Origin of the sequence: Pseudomonas sp. PONIH3 (assembly GCF_002934345.1) — a bacterium.
In the GTDB taxonomy this organism is placed as follows: Bacteria; Pseudomonadota; Gammaproteobacteria; order Pseudomonadales; family Pseudomonadaceae; genus Aquipseudomonas; species Aquipseudomonas soli.
In genome coordinates this window covers 1,400,133-1,416,768 of record NZ_CP026386.1, presented here as the reverse complement: position 1 = coordinate 1,416,768, position 16,636 = coordinate 1,400,133, and the positions used below count along the sequence as shown (strand labels likewise).

The following is a 16,636-nucleotide window of genomic DNA, read 5'->3' as shown; positions in this document are numbered from 1 at the left end:
GTTGATGATCTACGCTCGATGGCAAGCCCCCGGCTGGATGGCCGGGGTCCCTTGCCTCACACAAGGAAGCCGCAAACGTTGAATGCGTCTGTCACCCCTTTGGACTTCCAACGCTGCCTGGAGGCGTGTGCACTGGGCGACCGGCGAGCCCTGCAGGCACTCTACGATCAGGAAGGTGCGCGCCTGCTCGGCGTTGCCCGGCGCATCGTGCGTGACGATGCCACCGCCGAGGACATCGTCCACGATGCGTTCATCCGCATCTGGACCCGTGCTGCCAGCTTTGACCCGGCGCGTGGCTCGGCTCGCGGCTGGATCTACAGCATCACTCGCCATCTGGCGCTCAATGCAATTCGCGACAGTCGCCGTGAAACCGTGCTGGACGACGCCGACATCGATAGCTCGGCAGCATTGCCGGCAGGGGGCGATGACATTGACCTCTGGTCAGGCTCGGCAAAAATCTACCGTTGCCTCGAACAATTGCAGCCCACGCCACAGCGCTGCATCTTGCACGCCTATGTGGACGGCTGCAGCCACGCCGAAATAGCCGGCCTGCTGGGTGCGCCGTTAGGCACCGTCAAGGCTTGGATCAAGCGCAGCCTGAAGGCGCTGCGGGAGTGCCTGGAATGAAGCCGGATACTGCCGAAGCATTGGACACCCTTGCCGGCGAGTTCGTGCTGGGGACGTTGTCACCGGAGCAACACGCCACGATGACCGAGCGCCTGAGCGTCGACCCGTCCCTGCGTGCCGCGGTGGATGCTTGGGAGGAACGTCTGCTGGAGCTGACCGCGCTGGCTGCGCCCCAGCCACCGAGTGCCCGGCTATGGGGCCGTATCCAGCGCAGCCTGAACGAGCTGGCCACGCCTTCGAAACAGCAGCGAACCCATTGGTGGCAACGTCTCGGCCTGTTGCAAGCACTGAGTGCTGCAGGGCTGGCTGCAAGCATACTGCTGGCGTTTGCGTTGTTGACGGCGCCGCCGGCCACCACGCAATTCGTGGTGGTTCTCGTGGCGCCGGGCAACCAGGCACCCGGCTGGGTGGTGCAGACCAGCGACAGCCGCATGATCGAGCTGATTCCGTTGGGCGAGGATGCCGTCCCCGAAGGCATGGCCCTGCAGTTCTGGACCAAGGGTGAGCAGTGGCGAGCACCGGTGTCGCTGGGGCTGGTCAAACCCGGTGAACCCTATCGTGTTCCGATACAGCGCCTGCCCCCGTTGGAGGCCAACCAGTTGTTCGAGCTGACATTGGAGAAATCCGGCGGCTCGCCTACCGGGCTACCGACGGGGCCCGTGAGGTTCATTGGCCGCGCGGTAAAGGTGATATGAGCATCTGGATAACCGCTTGAAAGTGCTGCGCAAGGTCTTCACCTGCGCGGTACTGGCGTGTTCTCGCCTGTTGAAATGATCAATGCCCAGGCACTGATAAAGACCGCCAGCAGCATACCATGGCGTCACAGCGCGTTTTCCAACAGCGCCCCCAGTACCCCGCTGGCGAGCACAACCAACCACGCCGGCAACTTCCAGAGCATCAGGGCAACCAGTGCCATCAAGGCCAGGCCAACGTCCTGCGGCGCGTGGATTGCGCTCGTCCACACCGGCTGATACAGCGCGGCAAGCAACAGACCTACGACAGCAGCATTGATGCCCAGCAGTGCCGCTTGGGCTCGGGCATTGCAGCGCAAATGCTGCCAGAACGGCAAGGCGCCCACCACCAGGAAAAATGAAGGCGCGAAAATCGCCAGCAGGCAGATCAGGCCTCCTGTCCAACCATTGGGTGCCTGCTGCATAGAGGCGCCGAGGAAGGCCGCGAAGGTGAATAGCGGCCCTGGCACAGCCTGGGCGGCCCCATAGCCAGCCAGGAACACATCATTATCAACCCAGCCAGGAGGCACAACTTCCGCTTGCAAAAGTGGCAGCACGACATGCCCACCACCAAAAACCAGCGAGCCGGCGCGGTAGAAGGAATCGATCATCGACAGTGACTGGGAGTTTAACCGGCCTGCCAAGAAAGGCAGGCCAAGCAGCAATGCAAAGAACAGGGCAAGCCAGAAAAGACCCGCGCGACGCCCCAGGCCCGTGGTGAGTGCTTCATGCACTCCACTTGGCTGCGGCTTGAACAGCAGCAGCCCCGTGACTGCCGCCAGGCCTATCACCGCTACTTGCGCCAAGGCGTAAGGCATCAGCAGCATGAGGCAGGCCGCAACTGCCATGAGGGTGATCCGCGGCGTATCCGGGCATAGATGGCGGGCCATACCCCACACTGCCTGGGCCACGACCGCCACCGCCACTACGTGCAAACCGTGCAGTACCCCGGCAGGCAGGGCATCACCCTGGTTGGCGATGCCGAGCGCTAACAGAACAAGGGCGACCGCCGAAGGTAAGGTAAACCCCACCCATGCAGCCAGTGCACCACCATAGCCTGCACGTATCAGCCCAACCGCGATACCAACCTGACTACTGGCCGGACCCGGAAGAAACTGGCAAAGGGCGACCAAGTCCGCATAGCAACGCTCGCTCAGCCACTGTCGACGCACCACCAGTTCATCCCGGAAGTAACCCAAATGGGCAATCGGGCCGCCGAAGGAGGTCAGCCCCAGGCGCAAAAAAACCAAGAACACTGCCCAGGGGCTACGGTCGGTTGGGATGGCATCGGACATGTGTATCGACTCATCATCAAAGCTGCGGGCAGATGATAATTGAAGAGGGGGAAAATGGGATTTTTGGGCTGGCGCTGCAACGCACCCCGGTATTTCGTGCCACTGGTCATATCGATCGCTCTTTCCCTTGGCAAAGTGACCGAACTGTTGAGGGCTGACAGAGGGGGAACGTGATGGATGACGAAGCGAAACGAATAGCGGCACTGGAACAGGTGGTGTTTGCGTTACTGGCTGCCGGAGCGGTCAGGGGGATTCCTCCCAACGATCTGCGGCTTCATGCCATTGGCGGCCTTCTCACCGGCACTCGCGGGCGTTGGGTGGATGAAGAGCATATTGGTGATGCAATCAACGAGCTTCACCGGGCAATGCGTTTTTTCCCTGATTGATTGTCCCGATGTATCAGCTGGCGCAACTGTCCGACCGTCCTGATGGCCGGCATAGGGTCGCTTCGCTTTATGTGCCTTACTTGGATCTCATGCCAGCGGAGAACGTCATGAGATCGAGGGGCAAGACCTTCTGGGATTGGGCGGATGCCAAGCTGCACAGTCGTACACATACTGAAGTGCTCGAATTCGGGTTGACCATCGATGTTCAGGTCCGGCTTTCCCGTGTGGGTGCCACTGAACTGTTCATTGGCATCTATGGGCCGGACGGTGCTTGCCTCCACGAGGAAGCGCACAAGGCGAGGCCAGGTCAATCCATGACCACCGCGATGTCATGGGGTGTCGCGCTGGCACGGGATATCGCCGCGTCCTTTGCGAAGCCTGGCCCCAAGGCGACTGATGGCGCGACAGAACATCGACCGAGCCCATGAGCCGTCTTTCTCCAAACAGGTGCGGTATCTCGCAATGCCTTCCGAGGGAGGCCGCGATGCGTGCCAATCCGAGAGCGCAGGGCAGTACTGATCCCGAGGTCCCGGCGCGCAGTCACGGTCGCTGAAGGCTAATGGCCTCGCGTGAGCCGGCTGAAAAAATGATCCGCTGCAACTGATTTGAGGGCGCTAATCTGCCAGCGTTGCCTCCAGCTACCGCCTGACTTTTCGAAGGAATTTTTCAGTTCCCTCCCACCTCAATAGCAAGTGGATTCAATGGGAGGGATTCTTGTGGCTGGACAGCAGTTGTACGTCATTGAGTACGAGGTCCACGGCGAGCGTCGGACATTCATCATTCGTCTTGAAAAGATGGACAACACCCTAGCCTGGCACTGGGCTAGCTGTGACGCAGGCATTGGCATCATTCCGAGGTTTGGTCAGCACAAGATCAAGTTGGTCAGCCGCCCTATGGCTGAGCGTTACGGTATCTCGAATGTACAGTGGCGGCCCGCGGGGCAAGGGCCCGAGTTTGTTCCGCAGCCCATTGATATCAGCAAATTCTCAGTAGCGGCCGAATGTAAATAGCTCGGCATTGTGTCCACCGAAAGTGAGCTTTGGAGAGCAAGCCATGCAACCTGAAACTGACGGTCCGGAAGAGAAGGGGCCAAGCAACGTTCCCTTCATCAATGATCCCCTGAAGCCCGCTTCGCCGGCGTTAAATGATGCTGAAGAAACAGATGCTGTTGAGGCTGAACAAGACATCGAGGCTGAATGAGCCGGAAATTTATCCCAGAAGGAGTACCGCCATGGATACATATCATGTGAGCCCGTCGGCCGATGGGTGGGAGTTGAGAAAGGTCAGTGCAGACCGCGCCTCGATGCGGGCAGCGACAAAACAAGAGTTGGTGAGCGCACTTCCAGCATTCTTTGAAGGCAAGAAAGCGTCGGTGAAAATTCACAAAGCCGACGGCACTATCGATGAAGAACGGACCTATCCGCGATCAGCTGATCCTCATCGTACCAAAGGTTGAACACCATTACGGCAGCTGATCTGGGCATCGAGTTGGTGGGCGAAAACGGACTGTACCGATGGCTCGTTGCCAGTTTTCTTATGGGGAAGCGGATTCGCGCATCGATTGCAGTGCACGCCTACCAAAGGTGGTCGATCAGCACGGCCTGGATACACCGGCTAAGCTTGCAGGCTGCCACCATTCGACCCTCGTGAGGATCCTCGGCGAAGCCGGTTACGCTCGGTATGACCTATCTACGGCGCGGCGGCTAAAGGCGCTGGCCGGGGCGTTGAACACGCAATTAGGCCATCAGCTACGAGATCTGCATGAGCGTACTCAAGATCTCGAAGGGTTTACGCGCTGGCTACTCAATTTTGAGGGTGTGGGCCCTAAGACAATTGAGATCTTTATGCGAGAGGCCTCTACTGAGCTGAACTACCTTTGCCAAGGATCGTGAATCAACTGGCGCTTCGCCGCCATCGACTCGTCAATCAATGAGTGGAACACTCCAATATCCACATGGATTGGAATGGACCGATGAAGCTCAACACAGAAGGATTGTCGCTCTCAGGGAAAAAGGTTGTTGTGGTGGAGGATGACGGAACGCTCCGCACTGTGCTTGTAGATATCTTGCAACTCGGTGCCGACTGCGATGCCTTTACCACTGCTGAAGATGCCCTGATTCATCTGATGGGCATAAATGGCGAGTGCTCGTTTATCGTCGCCGATCACGGCGTGCCAGGCAGCATAAAAGGAATGGAATTTATCTCTATGGTCCATGAAAAATGGCCTGGATTACCTGCCATTCTTACCTCTGGATATCAGCTTGATGCTTCGGGGGTAACTCCGCCGGTCAGTTATCTCTTTAAGCCCTGGTCCCTTGAGAAGCTACGGGCGCAATCAGAAGCTCTCTCAAGGTTTGATATCTGCTGCAGCCGTGGTTACGCCGTAAACGACCCAAATCGCACTTAGCGCTGGTGGTTGTTGCGAGAGGAATTGCCAGGCTGTGGATCAAGGGGTTTACCCGGGTCGCTTTCGCATTTGCTGCCCAAGGCTCGGTATTCTCTCCTCAGAGCGTGGAGCTGGCGGTTGTCCAGATCCTCGAGATCCAAAACCGATTGCGCGGCTGATTTTGTGGCCCGTATCAGCTCATCTAGCTTCAGGTGGATGATGTCGTTGTCACGGTTCTGGGTGTTCTGGATCAGGAACACCATGAGAAATGTGATGATGGTCGTCGAGGTGTTGATAATGAGCTGCCACGTATCGTTGTAGTGAAACCATGGCCCTGAAAGCCCCCACATACCGATCAAAAAGACGGCGATCAAAAATGTGCTTGGCTTGCCGGCGTGATTGGCGAGCCATTGGCAGAACTTTGCGAATTTCATGATGCTTCTCTCCTGGGCCTTTCTGTTCTGACCGCAGTAAAGGCTTGAAATCTTTTTTACATTTGGCGAGCCGATGGGGACTGAAGGCCCGGCGGAACGTCCCCGCGCCACCATCAGTCAAAAGCTCATCGAGAACTTTTCAAGGCAGTTGCTCAGATGACCTTTATCGTCTGGTTCGCCATGCTCGGGACCGTCCTGCTTCTGCTTGCGCTCTCATCTTCGTACCTGCGCTGGATGCCTGTGACGACCTCTTTGGTCTGCTTGGGGCTGGGTATGGCGCTCAGTTCTCCTGGGCTGGGGTTTCTTCATCTGGAGGTCGCCGAAGCGAGTGGTTGGCTAGAGCACCTGACCGAAGTAGCGGTATTGTTCTCACTGTTTTTCAGCGGACTGAAACTTCGGTTACCTTTGCGCAGCCGGGCATGGCGGACTGCGTTACTTCTGGCAGGTCCGGTCATGGTGTTGTGTATCGCAGGCGTCTCTCTGACCCTGCATTACTTGCTTGACCTGAGTTGGGGCGCTGCGGTGTTGATCGGGGCAATCCTTGCACCGACGGACCCGGTCCTCGCAACGCTGGTACAGGTATCCGACGCCCAGGATGACGACCCCGTCCGATTCAGCTTGTCTGGAGAGGCTGGCCTGAATGATGGCGTTGCCTTCCCCTTTGTCATACTTGGTCTGATCCTGCAGCAGAGTGATACACAGCCCTGGCTGAGCGAATGGCTTATCAAGGACATGCTTTGGGCGGTGGCAAGCGGCGTTCTGTGCGGTTACTGGATGGGGCGCGGATTGGGAAAACTGACCCTCTACCTGCGTACGCGCAACGAAGACAGTACAGTGTCGCCCAACGATTACTTGGCCCTGGCCCTGGTGGCGCTGGCCTATGTCGTTGCCGAGTCGCTCCAGGGGTATGGGTTTCTCGCGGTGTTTGCGGCGGGACTTGGCCTACGCCAGGCCGAGGTTCAAACCTCCGCCGGGCCCCTCGAACCGGCTGCCGAGCACCTGGTGCAACCTGTCGTGGGCCATCAGCATCTGGCGCCGGAGCTTGCCGTCAAAGGCAATGTGAAAGAGCTCGACGAATCTCAGGTTGCTGCCGGCATCATGCTGGGCGATATGCTCGCGTTTGGTAGCTTGGTCGAGCGGGCCATGGAAGTCTTTCTGGTGACCTTGCTCGGCGTCGTCCTGTTGGAGCATTGGGATTGGCGGGCGCTCTACATTGGCGGCGCGTTGTTTATAGTCATCCGTCCCTTAAGCGTGCTCATTCTTTCTTCAGGGGGATCTTTGAAATTGCTGCAGCGGGGGCTTTTGGGGTGGCTCGGCATCCGTGGGGTCGGCAGCCTGTACTATCTGTTCTACGCGTTAAACCATGGTCTTGCGACACCTCTCGCCGGAGAGAGTACTGACCTGGTGCTGTCCGTCGTGGCATTGAGCATCCTGATGCACGGCCTAAGCGTTCAGCCGTTGATCAGTCGGTACACCGCATGGAAAGCGCGTTGCGGGTGAAAACGTTTGGGTAATCCCCTGCGACAAGCAATGGTACTTGAGCAAAAGACCTGCGCGCCCAAGTGAACGCGCAGGCCTGCATCAGGCGGCGCGTTGTTCGCTCTTGAGGAGCTTTTTCTGCACCTCCATGGCTTGGCCCAGTTCCTCCAGCTGCTGTTTACCCAGAAGCTTCCGGGCCGTCGGGAACAATTCGCTTTCTTCTTCTTCGATATGGTGCTCCAGCAGCTCCTTCATTACCTTGACCCTGCCGGCGAACTCCACGGTACCGGTTTCGGTATGCAGCAGGTCTGGCAAGACCAGCGAGTCGACCGTACGGTGTTCTTCCTTGGCTTCGTAGTACATCTTCGCTTCTTCCTTGCCGCCCGCCTGCTTGATCGCCGGATACAGGATCTCTTCTTCGAGCGCGGTGTGGATACTCACCTCTTGTTTGATACGATCAAGCAGTTCGGCGCGCTTTTTCACCGCGCGCTCGGTGGTCGAGGACAACTCCTCAAGAAGCTTCTTGACCAGTTGATGGTCCTGGATGAGCAATTCGATTGCATTCATAAGTCACCTCATCATCAGTGGCTAAAGTACGGTTGCTACTGGTGGAGTGGTGTTCAAACCGCAAGGTTCCAAGCGGGCGATCAGCGCACCGCTGGGTGGCGGATGCTGCGGTTAAAAGCAGGCATGAAAAAAGCCAGGGCGGAGGTTCGCCCTGGCTTTCATTGAGGCTAGCGGTTGTCGTCACTCGTGCGTCCACCGCCATGGCTATGCTGGCCACCTACACGGCCAGCCTCCGATGCGCGTTCACGGTCATTGGCGAAGTTCCCTCCCGAGTTCTGGCCGCCTTTGCGACCGGCTTCCGATGCTGTTTCCCGGTCATTGGCAAAGTTGCCTGGGTTGTTCTGTGCAGTACCACCTTGGTTGCCACGGTTGCCTTGATTGTTAGCCATGATCTTTCACCTCATGTCGGTTCACACACAGGAAAGTCTGTGTTCAATTTCCGACGTCACCTGGGTGGTCTTTCGCTCAAACGAATTTCTCTAGGCCTGACGAAACGCACCAAAGGTTTATTTCCTCGACTTGTGGCGCACGAAAGTACGAACGCGCTGTTGGTTAGAGCAGCCGATAGTGCCGCCCTAGCTACCTGACATGAACATGGGCAAGGAGCGGGGGTCTACCGGTGCGTATCTGAACCCACGAGGGATGGTCATGGAGATCTTGCCGTTACTGGAAGAATTGCTGAACGCCCGCGGCCCTGGCGGCCAGGAGGACGAGGTGCGTCAAGTTGCTCGGAGGGCGATGGCTGCCTGTTGTGATGAGCTGTCGACCGATAACGCCGGCAACCTGGTTGGCGTTGTTCGCAGCACCAACAGAGCCCGCCCGGACGCGGCAATACGGGTCATGGCCCACCTTGACGAGATCGCGATGATCGTCAAAAAGGTAAGGCGGGACGGCACCTTGGAGGTCTTGGCGTTGGGCGGTGCGCAGCCGATCAGCTTCGGCGTCTGCCCGGTGGATATCCTCGGTGATGGGCAGGTGCTTGCAGGCGTGCTGTCGTACGGCTCGATGCACAACAGCGGAAGTAGTGCCAATGGCCGTGACGTCCTTGCAGGCGCTGTGAAGTGGCAGGATGTCTACGTGGTGACACGTCAGTCCAGGCAGGTGCTGGACAAGGCGGGCGTTCGGCCGGGTACCCGCGTGGTGCTCAGCCAGCATTGGCGAAAGCCGTTCAAGGTTCACGATTGCATCGCTGCGCATTTCCTCGATGACCGCGCGCCGCTGGCGGCGGTGCTTCATTGCGCGCACCTGCTGCTGCAGCGCCGCAACGAGCTGAGCCAGGATGTGTGGTTCGTGCTGACAACGCTGGAGGAAGAATCCAATGCCGGCGCCATGTACGCAGCAGCAAGGCTACCCGGCGATACCACGATCGCCGTGGAGGTCGGACCGGTGCTCGATGAGTATGGCACCAAGCTGTCAGCCGACCCCATCATCAACACCGGTGACCAGAAGGGCTACTACAGCCGCAGTGTGGTGCAGGCCTTGATGGCTGCGACACACAAGGCCGGATACAGGCCGCAGCCAGCGTTACTGGTCGATTTCGCATCCGATGCGAGCGCGGTGCTGAGCACCGGTACCGATGCGCGAGCGGGGTGTATCGCTATTCCGACCGAAAACACTCATGGTTTCGAGATGGTCCTGGTGGAGGGAATATCCGCTTGTGCTCTCGCCCTGATGGAGTACCTGCTGCGGCCCGACGATGAGGTCATTCCTGCGCAATGATGGAGATCTTGCCGTTTCGCTCGACGATGGCGAACTTGATCTGCTCGACACGCTCTATGCCTTGGCTGTCCCTCGCCGACTCGAGGATGTCATCTTCGGTCAACCGCGCTCGGCGCATGCGGCTATGCAGAAAGCGTCCCTGTTCCACCACCAGGGTGGCGTGGCCATCCAGCAGCCGCGCCAAGGGCTTTGCGTTGAGCTTTGCGAGCGACAGGCCCACATCCAGCACGATCAACGTAGCAATCACCAGTATCGCGTTGGTGAAGGAAAAGTCCTCGCCCAATAACGCCTGCTGGGTCGCCTCGCCGATGATCAGTAGAAGGACGAAGTCAAACGTGGTCAGGTCTGCCAGCGAGCGCCGACCCGCCACACGAAACAGCAGCATTAGGGCGACATACATGGCTGCTGCGCGAAGGATGGAGTCCATGGCCCACTCCTACGGGTAGAGGAAGGTGGAAAAGCGAACGGTGCTGCTTGGCCCGGCCCTGACGACACCTTCAAGCGTCCCGACATGTTCGCTGCGCAATGTCAGGTAGAGCGTGGCAACGCCGTCTCGACTGGTGCCAAGCTGCAGCAGCAGGGCCTTTCCCTGAGAAAGCGATGCCTGTGGCTCAGGTTGCAGTGTCTCTATACTTGCTTCGCGCAGCAGGCTGCCGCCCAGCAGCACCATCACAGGCTCCGCGGACGTACCGCGGACGGTGATACGCAGGTTGTCAGTGGTGCCGCTGCGGCTGAGGCGTTGATATTCCACCTGCACGCGGCCGTCAGTGCTGATGGCCGTTGCGTCACTGAGTGGTCCGTTGCCAAACAGACCGAGCAACGCCAGCACCACCATCAGTACCAGGCACCACCACCCCGCACGTTCGAAGCGCCACACGCGCTGTTGCATGCGCATGTTTTCTTCTACCGGATAGTGCCTGGACAGCAGTTCATCATCATCCATGGTCCTGTTCCTCATGCGTGCTCGCCACGCAACCAGCGTTGGTGATAGTGCGCCAGGCGCGACAAGCCGAAGCGCGCGCCTTGGCGCATGACATCCGCGCGCTCGCCAAAGAAGCGCTGACTTAGGGTAAACACTGCTCCTGGCTCACCAGCAAACGCCCAGGCAAAGCACAATGTGCCAGGTGGGACGCCGCCCTGCGCTGAGGGGCCGGCAACCCCGGTAGTAGCAATGGCCACTGTGGCATCGCTGTTCTTCAGGGCTCCCATAGCCATTTCCCACGCAACGGCTTCGCTGGTTAGACCATAACTTTCGATGGTCTGCGGGCTCACCCCAAGCAGGCGCTGCTTGGCGGCAGGGGAATACACCACATAGCCGCTTTCCAGGATCTCCCCGGTGCCGGGTAATTCCGCCAGCAGGGCGACCATTGCGCCGGCCGTGCAAGATTCGGCAGTGGTCAGCAGCAGCTTGTGGGCCTTGAGGTAATCCAGTGCTTCGACTACAGGGTCTACGGTCATCACACGTCACCCCTTGCATGTTTTGTGGTGGACGCGTTTGCGGCGAGTTTGGTTCAGCGCGGCGGCCCGCCGGTCATGACCGATTAAAACGTCCTGAACTTTGTTCCAACGCCTGGCTTCTGCAGAGGTATGGGGTTGTAGTAACACGCAAGCGCTGGAGCCCCTCCTACATGTGAAGAGGAGAAACGATCATGACCGAGCCTGTGACGTATTTCTGGATCGCGGTCGCAGTGATCATCCTGCTAGTTGATCTCTGGGCCATTGTCAGCGTTTTCCGCAGTGACAAGGCCGATGTGACGAAGGCGTTGTGGGCGTTGCTGTTGTTAGCGCTGCCTGTTGTCGGCCTGGCTATCTGGGGTGTGATGGGGCCGCGCGGTATCAAGCGTGGTACTGGGCCTTCTTCGCCCGAACACAGTAAGGGGTAGGTGGTGAGCATGCCTTCAACAGACAAAACGCAAAAAACCGACGTGGCAAAGCCGCTCGTCAGTGGAGAGCAGGAGCGGGACAACGATGCTCGTCGTCCGGACGGCTCGACAGGCACAGAGCATGACTCAACGGCCCAAAAGGCCGCACGTAGCCACGCACAGCCTAAACATTAAACCACGACGGGACCGCAATCGCGGCCCCTTGCCTCGCGGCTCAGAGGATAGATTTCCCGCCAGTCACTGCGTAGCGCGAGCCGGAGATGTAACTGCCCTCGTCAGACCCAAGCAGTACATAGATCGGCGCCACTTCGACCGGCTGTCCCGGGCGGCCGAGCGGTGTCTTGGAGCCAAAGTTCTGCACGGCTTCGTCCGGCATCGTAGAAGGAATAAGCGGAGTCCAGATTGGCCCTGGCGCAACACTGTTCACGCGAATTCCTTGGCTGCCCAGCAATTGCGCCAATCCCGCAGTGAAATTGGCGATCGCGCCCTTGGTCGTGGCGTATGCCAGCAGACTGGGAGAAGGATCATCAGAATTCACTGAGCTGGTATTGATGATCGAACTGCCCCGGGGCATTGATGGCAAGGCTGCCTTGCAAATCCTGAAGATCGCGGTGATGTTGATGTCGAAGGTCTTCACCCACTCATCGTCGTCGATTTCCTCCAGCGTCTCGTGGGACATCTGAAAAGCTGCGTTGTTGACCAGGATATCGATACGTCCGAACTGACCCACGGTCTTTTCGACGATATCCTGGCAGTGCTGCTTCTGCGCGAGGTCGCCAGGCAGCAGCAGGCACCGTCGGCCAGCGGCTTCGACCCAGCGGGCAGTCTCCTTGGCGTCGTCATGCTCGTCCAGGTAGGCGATGGCCACGTCGGCACCTTCCCGCGCGTAAGCAATGGCGACAGCCCGGCCGATACCGCTGTCGGCGCCGGTGATCAAGGCGATCTTATCTTGCAACCTGCCGCTGCCGGTGTAGGTTTGCTCCCCACAATCGGGATACGGCTGCATTTTCGCCTGCGAGCCAGGGACGGGCTGCGGTTGGGAGGGAAACGGGGGAGAGGGGTAGTCGCGCATGACGGTCGCTCCTGCAGGTTTGGGAAGTGCATATCCGTTCGAAACAACCGACTGCCTGGGGTTGAGCCGAACACGCCAGTGACGCGACGGGCGGTATGCGACGCCTGCTTAACGCCGCTTGCGGCACAGCATCGCCAGCGCGCAGCCGCTCAACAGCACTAGAGCGGTCACCGCCATCCGGCTGGAAGCCGGTGATCGATCGCTGCGCCATCCGTCCTGCACGCCACGTGCACGGCTCGGTGGTTCGAACAGGTTGCCGTCACAGGCTGCCGCCGCCTGGCTGCGGTCGATACCTCGGCGGGTCAACCAACCGTTCAGGTTGGCAAGCCGTGTCAGCAATTCCGGCCCCAGATAATGGTTGCCATCCTGGAAGAACCCGGTGAAGGGATGTACCCGCTCCACGTGCTCAACGCGGTAGCGTTCGCCGGATTTCATGCCCATCGTCGGGTCGATCATGGCTGAGTTCCCCCGACCATGTGTGCGGTACCCAAGGTGCCGGACGCTGCGCCCGGAACCAGGATGACCTTGCGGCAATCGTCCTGCTTCTGGTCGAACAGCTTGTAGCCCATGGCGGCTTCTTCCAGCGCCAGGCGGTGGGTGACGATCAGCTCCGGTGCCAGACGGCCGGCCTCGATGTGCTCGAGCAGTTCGGGCAGGAACCGCTGCACATGGGTCTGGCCCATCTTGAACGTCAGGCCCTTGTCGAAGGCATCGCCGAACATGAAGGCATGAATGAACCCTGCGTAGACTCCGGGCACACTGACCACGCCGCCCCGGCGCACCGCGGCGATGCTCTGGCGCAGCGCCTTGCCGCTGCTGCCTTCGATTTTCAGCGCGGTCAGCACCGTTTCGGTGGTGCTGCCCTTGGCCTCGAAGCCGACCGCATCGATGACGGCATCCACGCCGCGCATGCCGGGGGTTTGGCGAATGATGCTGTCGGCGGGGTCGTCGTCCTGTTCGAAGTTGATCGGCACTACACCGTATGCGTCACGGGCAAACGCCAGGCGGTAGTCGTTGTCGTCGACCATGAAGATGGTCTGCGCGCCGAGCATGCGTGCGCAGGCCGCGCTCAGCAGCCCCACCGGCCCGGCGCCATAGATGGCTACGTTCGAACCCTGGCCGATCTGCGCGTTGATCACCGCCTGCCAGGCTGTCGGCAGGATATCCGAGAGAAACAGCACCTGATCGTCCGCAAGGGCCGTAGGCACCTTGAACGGGCCCGTGTTGGCCTTGGGCACGCGCACGTAGTCCGCCTGGCCACCAGGCACGCCGCCGTACAAATGGCTGTAGCCGAACAAGGCAGCCCCTGGCGGGATACCTTTCTTGTTGAGGATGGCGCCGCGCCCTGTGTTAGTGGTTTCGCAGGCGGCAAACTGCTCTAGCTGGCAGAAAAAGCAGCTGCCGCAGGCAATCACGAAGGGGATCACCACGCGGTCGCCGACCTTTACATTGGTCACGCCACGTCCGGTGTCCTCGACGATGCCCATGAACTCATGGCCGAAGATGTCGCCTGTTTCAGTTTGTGGAATCTTGCCGTGATAGAGGTGAAGGTCCGAACCGCAAATAGCGGTCGCGGTGACCCGCAAAATGATGTCGTCCTCATCCTGGAGTGCTGGATCGGGAACGGTATCCACCCTGACATCCTGGGCGCCGTGATAAGTCAATGCTCGCATAGGTTCAACTCCTGCTTGGAGGCTGGGGGTGAGGCTCTAAGCAGAGGAAGTCGGCGGCGTAGGTAAAGTTCAGGCGGAAGCCTCCAGTGGCAAAACTGGGCAACGAGGCTCCTGCATGGGCAGGCCGTCGTGAGTACTCGATGTAAGGAAAGGGCGCTGGCTTTGTCCTTGGGCGGATGCCAGTCGTCTGCCGGGCTGAACGGATCCAAACACGTCCGGCTCAACCCTACTGAATCGCCCATTTTCATAAGAAGATAGGGGAGGTCATTCTACGACGGACCGCTTTCGACCCGAAGCGGTCACATGATCATTGTTAATGCGCTGGGATCAACACACCGAAGATCACGAAGAACCCTCCGCAGATCTGATTGAATCGACGTCCCGTTCGGGCCAGCAAGGCCTCACTTTGTGCGCAGCACTTGCCACGCCTAATTCGATTGTGAAGAGAGAGCAAGCTCACCAGGGTGAAGTGGCTTTCTGCGAAGCGCATTGAATACCGCGTCGATATGCCAGGTTTCCGGGCCGATCAGCACGGCATCCAGTGGGTCGGCATGCAGTTCGAGCTGTGTCGCAATGCCTTCGATGGCGAGCATTTGCTGGGCATGCTCAAGTTGCCGGCGGATACCCGTGAGCCACAGCCGGCCTGCCCCCGCCAGCAGGAACAGGGTGTGGGGATAGGAGTAGGCGAGCTTCCGGCGCAGCTTGATCACCGCCGTTTTACTGTAACCAGAAAAAGCAGGTGCCAGCACATAGGTTTTGCCCGCTGCGGCCTCGAGGTCGTGCTTGTCCTGCAGGTACTCCTCGACAGTGAAGCAGTTGGCGACCGTTTCGAGCGCGCCGCTGATGACATTGACCAGATAGGCGTTGACACCGACATAGCAGTACTCGGTCTTGCCATGTACTACACAGTCCTCGCTGTTGCAGCGGACGACCCAGTAGTCACCCTTCGCTGACGGCTCGCAGGATTGGATGACGAACCGTTCCGGGCGACCGTCCATCCTGATGACGTCTGCAAGATGGTCGAGGACTATGGCGCTGGCTTGGTGTGCGGATAGCATCGATGGGTACTCAGGTGATAGTCGCGCGAGGATAATCATTTCCGAACGGCATTGTTGCGCCCAAATGTGAAGACCCCGCCCATGAGTGAATGCAATCACCGCAGGAACAGACGGGCAGCCAGCGCATGCTCTGTGCGCTGGCAGCTCGTCCTCATTTGAAACGCGCGGCCTAAAACAAACCGATCAGCATTGATAGCTTGTGCGTTGCCGAGGGTCTTAGATTGATGGCTAGGTTAAACCAAGGAGTTACCTATGCTGATCAATGGATACCAAAGTTACCAGTACCTGCCCACGCACATCCGCCAACAGACCCATTCATGGACTGTTGGTGAAGTGCAGGTGCGATCAGTCATTACCTCGCCCGAGGCCGATCGTTTGGCCAAGCACATTGAATATAATTCAGACAGAGGTTTGCTCCAGCATCTGAAAGTATCCACAACCCAGCCTCTGACGGACTTGTTCCGCTGGCTGGTCAGCTGTCTCGGTGTGCGTAGGGCTGCACAGCGAGCGTCGGATGATCTACCCCTGCAACATGCTGAACAGGCCGGCACCGCAGCGCTCTTTCGCTGCAGTTTCGGCAATGGCTTCAAGACCGTGCTCGAGGCAGTAAGCCTGCTCGCTACTGCCGCCAGCGTTGATCACCAACGCTTCGATGTGACGCTGGAAGCCGAGCAGATTAATTGCTTGCGAGATGCCATGGTCGAGGGGCATGCAAATTTCAAAGCAATTGAGATGATGGTGAAAACCCGCGGGGACTTGCAATGTGTGCGTTCCCTCGCGTTGAGCTTGATGCGTAAGGCTGAAGATTGTCAGCCTTCTATCGAGGCAGCGCTGGCAAACGTGGCCACCGACCGTCCAGACCCAAGCGTCTTTCTGAATGGGCTTATGACATTCCTGCAAGGGCAGGAGGCGCGATGGTTCGAAAAAACCATGAATAATCCGAAGCTGCGCATCGACGCTCAAGCGCAGAACGACTTCATTAGCGAAAAGCTCCAGGAGCATATCGATACACTGGATGCCCAGGAGGCCGACAAGATGCTTGAGCAACTGGAGGGTATTTTCGGCAAGCGGGCAAGTGGGGTTATGGGGTTTGCCAACGAGCTCTTGGGGTTGGCCGATGAGGACGATCAGCTTCTGTCGCGCATGACCCGTGCCGAAAGCCTGAGCGATAGCCTGGTCGACCTGCTTCGCGCGAAGCTTGATAGGCCCGAGAAAGGTAGGGCGGGCTCGCCCACTATCAAGAGCTTCAACGAGCTGAACCCACTGGAGTTGGCCGCACTCGTGAGCCTAGGGGTCAAATTGCAATAGACAGGAGCAGCCCCCAAG

General features: G+C 59.0%; 22 protein-coding genes and 3 pseudogenes. 13 read left to right on the top strand and 12 right to left on the bottom strand.

The window, feature by feature from the left end; translation table 11 throughout:
• The first annotated feature begins 78 nt into the window (after positions 1 to 78).
• Together C3F42_RS06445 and C3F42_RS06440 are read left to right on the top strand one after the other, a co-directional pair.
• Positions 79 to 627 (top strand): sigma-70 family RNA polymerase sigma factor, encoded by a 549-nt coding sequence (locus tag C3F42_RS06445; RefSeq protein ID WP_023629604.1) that lies wholly within the window; start codon positions 79 to 81, stop codon positions 625 to 627.
• The gene (locus C3F42_RS06440; protein ID WP_104444201.1) at positions 624 to 1,322 is read left to right on the top strand and encodes an anti-sigma factor domain-containing protein; all 699 of its coding nucleotides are present in this window, start codon (positions 624 to 626) and stop codon (positions 1,320 to 1,322) included. Before C3F42_RS06445 ends, C3F42_RS06440 begins: the two co-directional genes overlap by 4 nt.
• Positions 1,323 to 1,447: 125 nt before the next feature.
• On the opposite strand, the gene chrA is transcribed toward C3F42_RS06440, so the two are convergent.
• Complete coding sequence (chrA, locus tag C3F42_RS06435) at positions 1,448 to 2,653, bottom strand: chromate efflux transporter (RefSeq protein ID WP_177182888.1); 1,206 nt, start codon at positions 2,651 to 2,653, stop codon at positions 1,448 to 1,450.
• Between the two features lie 173 nt (positions 2,654 to 2,826).
• Between chrA and C3F42_RS29310 the strand changes: the two genes are divergently transcribed.
• From C3F42_RS29310 to C3F42_RS06410, 7 genes and pseudogenes are all read left to right on the top strand, one after another.
• Positions 2,827 to 3,039, top strand: a complete 213-nt coding sequence (locus tag C3F42_RS29310; protein ID WP_023629602.1) for a hypothetical protein — start codon at positions 2,827 to 2,829, stop codon at positions 3,037 to 3,039.
• 8 nt (positions 3,040 to 3,047) lie between these two features.
• On the top strand, positions 3,048 to 3,467 hold the full coding sequence (locus C3F42_RS06430; RefSeq protein WP_023629601.1) for a hypothetical protein: 420 nt from the start codon (positions 3,048 to 3,050) through the stop codon (positions 3,465 to 3,467).
• A gap of 288 nt (positions 3,468 to 3,755) precedes the next feature.
• The gene (locus tag C3F42_RS29815) at positions 3,756 to 4,049 is read left to right on the top strand and encodes a DUF6555 family protein (RefSeq protein ID WP_031314751.1); all 294 of its coding nucleotides are present in this window, start codon (positions 3,756 to 3,758) and stop codon (positions 4,047 to 4,049) included.
• A 43-nt stretch (positions 4,050 to 4,092) separates the two neighbouring features.
• Positions 4,093 to 4,239 carry a hypothetical protein gene (locus C3F42_RS29600; RefSeq protein WP_177182887.1) on the top strand — a complete coding sequence of 49 codons (147 nt, stop codon included), beginning with the start codon at positions 4,093 to 4,095 and terminating at the stop codon, positions 4,237 to 4,239.
• A 31-nt stretch (positions 4,240 to 4,270) separates the two neighbouring features.
• Entirely contained in the window at positions 4,271 to 4,495 is a 225-nt protein-coding gene (locus C3F42_RS06420) for a DUF2188 domain-containing protein (RefSeq protein WP_104444200.1), read from the top strand.
• Positions 4,492 to 4,931, top strand: a pseudogene (locus C3F42_RS29810) (DNA methylase). The gene C3F42_RS06420 and the pseudogene C3F42_RS29810 overlap by 4 nt, the downstream one beginning before the upstream one ends.
• A gap of 80 nt (positions 4,932 to 5,011) precedes the next feature.
• Positions 5,012 to 5,446, top strand: coding sequence for a response regulator (locus tag C3F42_RS06410; RefSeq protein WP_094010540.1), 435 nt, complete (start codon positions 5,012 to 5,014; stop codon positions 5,444 to 5,446).
• Here the strand turns inward: C3F42_RS06410 and C3F42_RS06405 are convergent.
• Positions 5,443 to 5,859: a low affinity iron permease family protein gene (locus tag C3F42_RS06405; RefSeq protein WP_094010539.1), complete on the bottom strand. Its 417-nt coding sequence runs from the start codon at positions 5,857 to 5,859 to the stop codon at positions 5,443 to 5,445. The two genes, C3F42_RS06410 and C3F42_RS06405, sit on opposite strands and share 4 nt — an antisense overlap.
• 156 nt (positions 5,860 to 6,015) lie before the next feature.
• On the opposite strand from C3F42_RS06405, the gene C3F42_RS06400 reads away from it, so the two are divergent.
• Positions 6,016 to 7,359, top strand: a complete 1,344-nt coding sequence (locus C3F42_RS06400; RefSeq protein ID WP_094010538.1) for a sodium:proton antiporter — start codon at positions 6,016 to 6,018, stop codon at positions 7,357 to 7,359.
• An 81-nt stretch (positions 7,360 to 7,440) separates the two neighbouring features.
• Here the strand turns inward: C3F42_RS06400 and C3F42_RS06395 are convergent, their stop codons facing one another.
• Positions 7,441 to 7,905 (bottom strand): hemerythrin domain-containing protein, encoded by a 465-nt coding sequence (locus tag C3F42_RS06395; RefSeq protein WP_023629595.1) that lies wholly within the window; start codon positions 7,903 to 7,905, stop codon positions 7,441 to 7,443.
• A 167-nt stretch (positions 7,906 to 8,072) separates the two neighbouring features.
• Positions 8,073 to 8,270 (bottom strand): annotated as a pseudogene (locus C3F42_RS06390) (general stress protein); the annotation flags it as partial.
• A gap of 283 nt (positions 8,271 to 8,553) precedes the next feature.
• On the opposite strand from C3F42_RS06390, the gene C3F42_RS06385 reads away from it, so the two are divergent.
• Complete coding sequence (locus C3F42_RS06385; RefSeq protein ID WP_104444199.1) at positions 8,554 to 9,624, top strand: M28 family peptidase; 1,071 nt, start codon at positions 8,554 to 8,556, stop codon at positions 9,622 to 9,624.
• Here C3F42_RS06385 and C3F42_RS06380 read toward each other — a convergent pair.
• Genes C3F42_RS06380 through C3F42_RS06370 form a run of 3 tightly spaced genes read right to left on the bottom strand, consistent with a single transcriptional unit; the run spans position 9,608 to position 11,082 of the window.
• Positions 9,608 to 10,051, bottom strand: coding sequence for a DUF421 domain-containing protein (locus tag C3F42_RS06380; RefSeq protein WP_094010535.1), 444 nt, complete (start codon positions 10,049 to 10,051; stop codon positions 9,608 to 9,610). The genes C3F42_RS06385 and C3F42_RS06380 overlap by 17 nt on opposite strands.
• Before the next feature lie 9 nt (positions 10,052 to 10,060).
• Complete coding sequence (locus C3F42_RS06375; RefSeq protein WP_094010534.1) at positions 10,061 to 10,567, bottom strand: hypothetical protein; 507 nt, start codon at positions 10,565 to 10,567, stop codon at positions 10,061 to 10,063.
• Between the two features lie 11 nt (positions 10,568 to 10,578).
• On the bottom strand, positions 10,579 to 11,082 hold the full coding sequence (locus tag C3F42_RS06370) for a CinA family protein (RefSeq protein WP_094010533.1): 504 nt from the start codon (positions 11,080 to 11,082) through the stop codon (positions 10,579 to 10,581).
• Positions 11,083 to 11,273: 191 nt separating this feature from the next.
• Here C3F42_RS06370 and C3F42_RS06365 point away from each other — a divergent pair, with 191 nt between their 5' ends.
• Positions 11,274 to 11,507 (top strand): PLDc N-terminal domain-containing protein, encoded by a 234-nt coding sequence (locus C3F42_RS06365; RefSeq protein ID WP_023629589.1) that lies wholly within the window; start codon positions 11,274 to 11,276, stop codon positions 11,505 to 11,507.
• Positions 11,508 to 11,721: 214 nt separating this feature from the next.
• Here C3F42_RS06365 and C3F42_RS06360 read toward each other — a convergent pair whose 3' ends face one another.
• The 5 genes and pseudogenes from C3F42_RS06360 to C3F42_RS06340 form a co-directional block, all read right to left on the bottom strand.
• Positions 11,722 to 12,579 carry an SDR family oxidoreductase gene (locus C3F42_RS06360; protein ID WP_094010532.1) on the bottom strand — a complete coding sequence of 286 codons (858 nt, stop codon included), beginning with the start codon at positions 12,577 to 12,579 and terminating at the stop codon, positions 11,722 to 11,724.
• 108 nt (positions 12,580 to 12,687) lie between these two features.
• Complete coding sequence (locus C3F42_RS06355) at positions 12,688 to 13,035, bottom strand: hypothetical protein (RefSeq protein WP_094010531.1); 348 nt, start codon at positions 13,033 to 13,035, stop codon at positions 12,688 to 12,690.
• Positions 13,032 to 14,252: a zinc-dependent alcohol dehydrogenase gene (locus C3F42_RS06350; protein ID WP_094010530.1), complete on the bottom strand. Its 1,221-nt coding sequence runs from the start codon at positions 14,250 to 14,252 to the stop codon at positions 13,032 to 13,034. The genes C3F42_RS06355 and C3F42_RS06350 overlap by 4 nt, the downstream gene beginning before the upstream one ends.
• Before the next feature lie 313 nt (positions 14,253 to 14,565).
• Positions 14,566 to 14,696: pseudogene (locus C3F42_RS29805) on the bottom strand (LysE family translocator); the annotation flags it as partial.
• Positions 14,681 to 15,349 carry a hypothetical protein gene (locus C3F42_RS06340; protein ID WP_094010529.1) on the bottom strand — a complete coding sequence of 223 codons (669 nt, stop codon included), beginning with the start codon at positions 15,347 to 15,349 and terminating at the stop codon, positions 14,681 to 14,683. The gene C3F42_RS06340 and the pseudogene C3F42_RS29805, both read right to left, overlap by 16 nt.
• A gap of 213 nt (positions 15,350 to 15,562) precedes the next feature.
• Between C3F42_RS06340 and C3F42_RS06335 the strand changes: the two genes are divergently transcribed.
• On the top strand, positions 15,563 to 16,618 hold the full coding sequence (locus C3F42_RS06335) for a hypothetical protein (RefSeq protein WP_094010528.1): 1,056 nt from the start codon (positions 15,563 to 15,565) through the stop codon (positions 16,616 to 16,618).
• The last annotated feature ends 18 nt before the right edge of the window (positions 16,619 to 16,636 follow it).

Excerpts from the sequence above, each read along its gene's own strand:
- C3F42_RS06350 (WP_094010530.1), bottom strand. The coding sequence starts at position 14,252 with ATGCGAGCATTGACTTATCACGGCGCCCAGGATGTCAGGGTGGATACC.
- C3F42_RS06355 (WP_094010531.1), bottom strand. The coding sequence starts at position 13,035 with ATGATCGACCCGACGATGGGCATGAAATCCGGCGAACGCTACCGCGTT.
- C3F42_RS06335 (WP_094010528.1), top strand. The coding sequence starts at position 15,563 with ATGCTGATCAATGGATACCAAAGTTACCAGTACCTGCCCACGCACATC.
- C3F42_RS06370 (WP_094010533.1), bottom strand. The coding sequence starts at position 11,082 with ATGACCGTAGACCCTGTAGTCGAAGCACTGGATTACCTCAAGGCCCAC.
- C3F42_RS06395 (WP_023629595.1), bottom strand. The coding sequence starts at position 7,905 with ATGAATGCAATCGAATTGCTCATCCAGGACCATCAACTGGTCAAGAAG.
- C3F42_RS06385 (WP_104444199.1), top strand. The coding sequence starts at position 8,554 with ATGGAGATCTTGCCGTTACTGGAAGAATTGCTGAACGCCCGCGGCCCT.
- C3F42_RS29310 (WP_023629602.1), top strand. The coding sequence starts at position 2,827 with ATGGATGACGAAGCGAAACGAATAGCGGCACTGGAACAGGTGGTGTTT.
- C3F42_RS06340 (WP_094010529.1), bottom strand. The coding sequence starts at position 15,349 with ATGATTATCCTCGCGCGACTATCACCTGAGTACCCATCGATGCTATCC.
- C3F42_RS06365 (WP_023629589.1), top strand. The coding sequence starts at position 11,274 with ATGACCGAGCCTGTGACGTATTTCTGGATCGCGGTCGCAGTGATCATC.
- chrA (WP_177182888.1), bottom strand. The coding sequence starts at position 2,653 with ATGTCCGATGCCATCCCAACCGACCGTAGCCCCTGGGCAGTGTTCTTG.
- C3F42_RS06360 (WP_094010532.1), bottom strand. The coding sequence starts at position 12,579 with ATGCGCGACTACCCCTCTCCCCCGTTTCCCTCCCAACCGCAGCCCGTC.
- C3F42_RS06400 (WP_094010538.1), top strand. The coding sequence starts at position 6,016 with ATGACCTTTATCGTCTGGTTCGCCATGCTCGGGACCGTCCTGCTTCTG.
- C3F42_RS06430 (WP_023629601.1), top strand. The coding sequence starts at position 3,048 with ATGTATCAGCTGGCGCAACTGTCCGACCGTCCTGATGGCCGGCATAGG.
- C3F42_RS29600 (WP_177182887.1), top strand. The coding sequence starts at position 4,093 with ATGCAACCTGAAACTGACGGTCCGGAAGAGAAGGGGCCAAGCAACGTT.
- C3F42_RS06405 (WP_094010539.1), bottom strand. The coding sequence starts at position 5,859 with ATGAAATTCGCAAAGTTCTGCCAATGGCTCGCCAATCACGCCGGCAAG.
- C3F42_RS06375 (WP_094010534.1), bottom strand. The coding sequence starts at position 10,567 with ATGGATGATGATGAACTGCTGTCCAGGCACTATCCGGTAGAAGAAAAC.
- C3F42_RS06410 (WP_094010540.1), top strand. The coding sequence starts at position 5,012 with ATGAAGCTCAACACAGAAGGATTGTCGCTCTCAGGGAAAAAGGTTGTT.
- C3F42_RS06380 (WP_094010535.1), bottom strand. The coding sequence starts at position 10,051 with ATGGACTCCATCCTTCGCGCAGCAGCCATGTATGTCGCCCTAATGCTG.
- C3F42_RS06440 (WP_104444201.1), top strand. The coding sequence starts at position 624 with ATGAAGCCGGATACTGCCGAAGCATTGGACACCCTTGCCGGCGAGTTC.
- C3F42_RS06420 (WP_104444200.1), top strand. The coding sequence starts at position 4,271 with ATGGATACATATCATGTGAGCCCGTCGGCCGATGGGTGGGAGTTGAGA.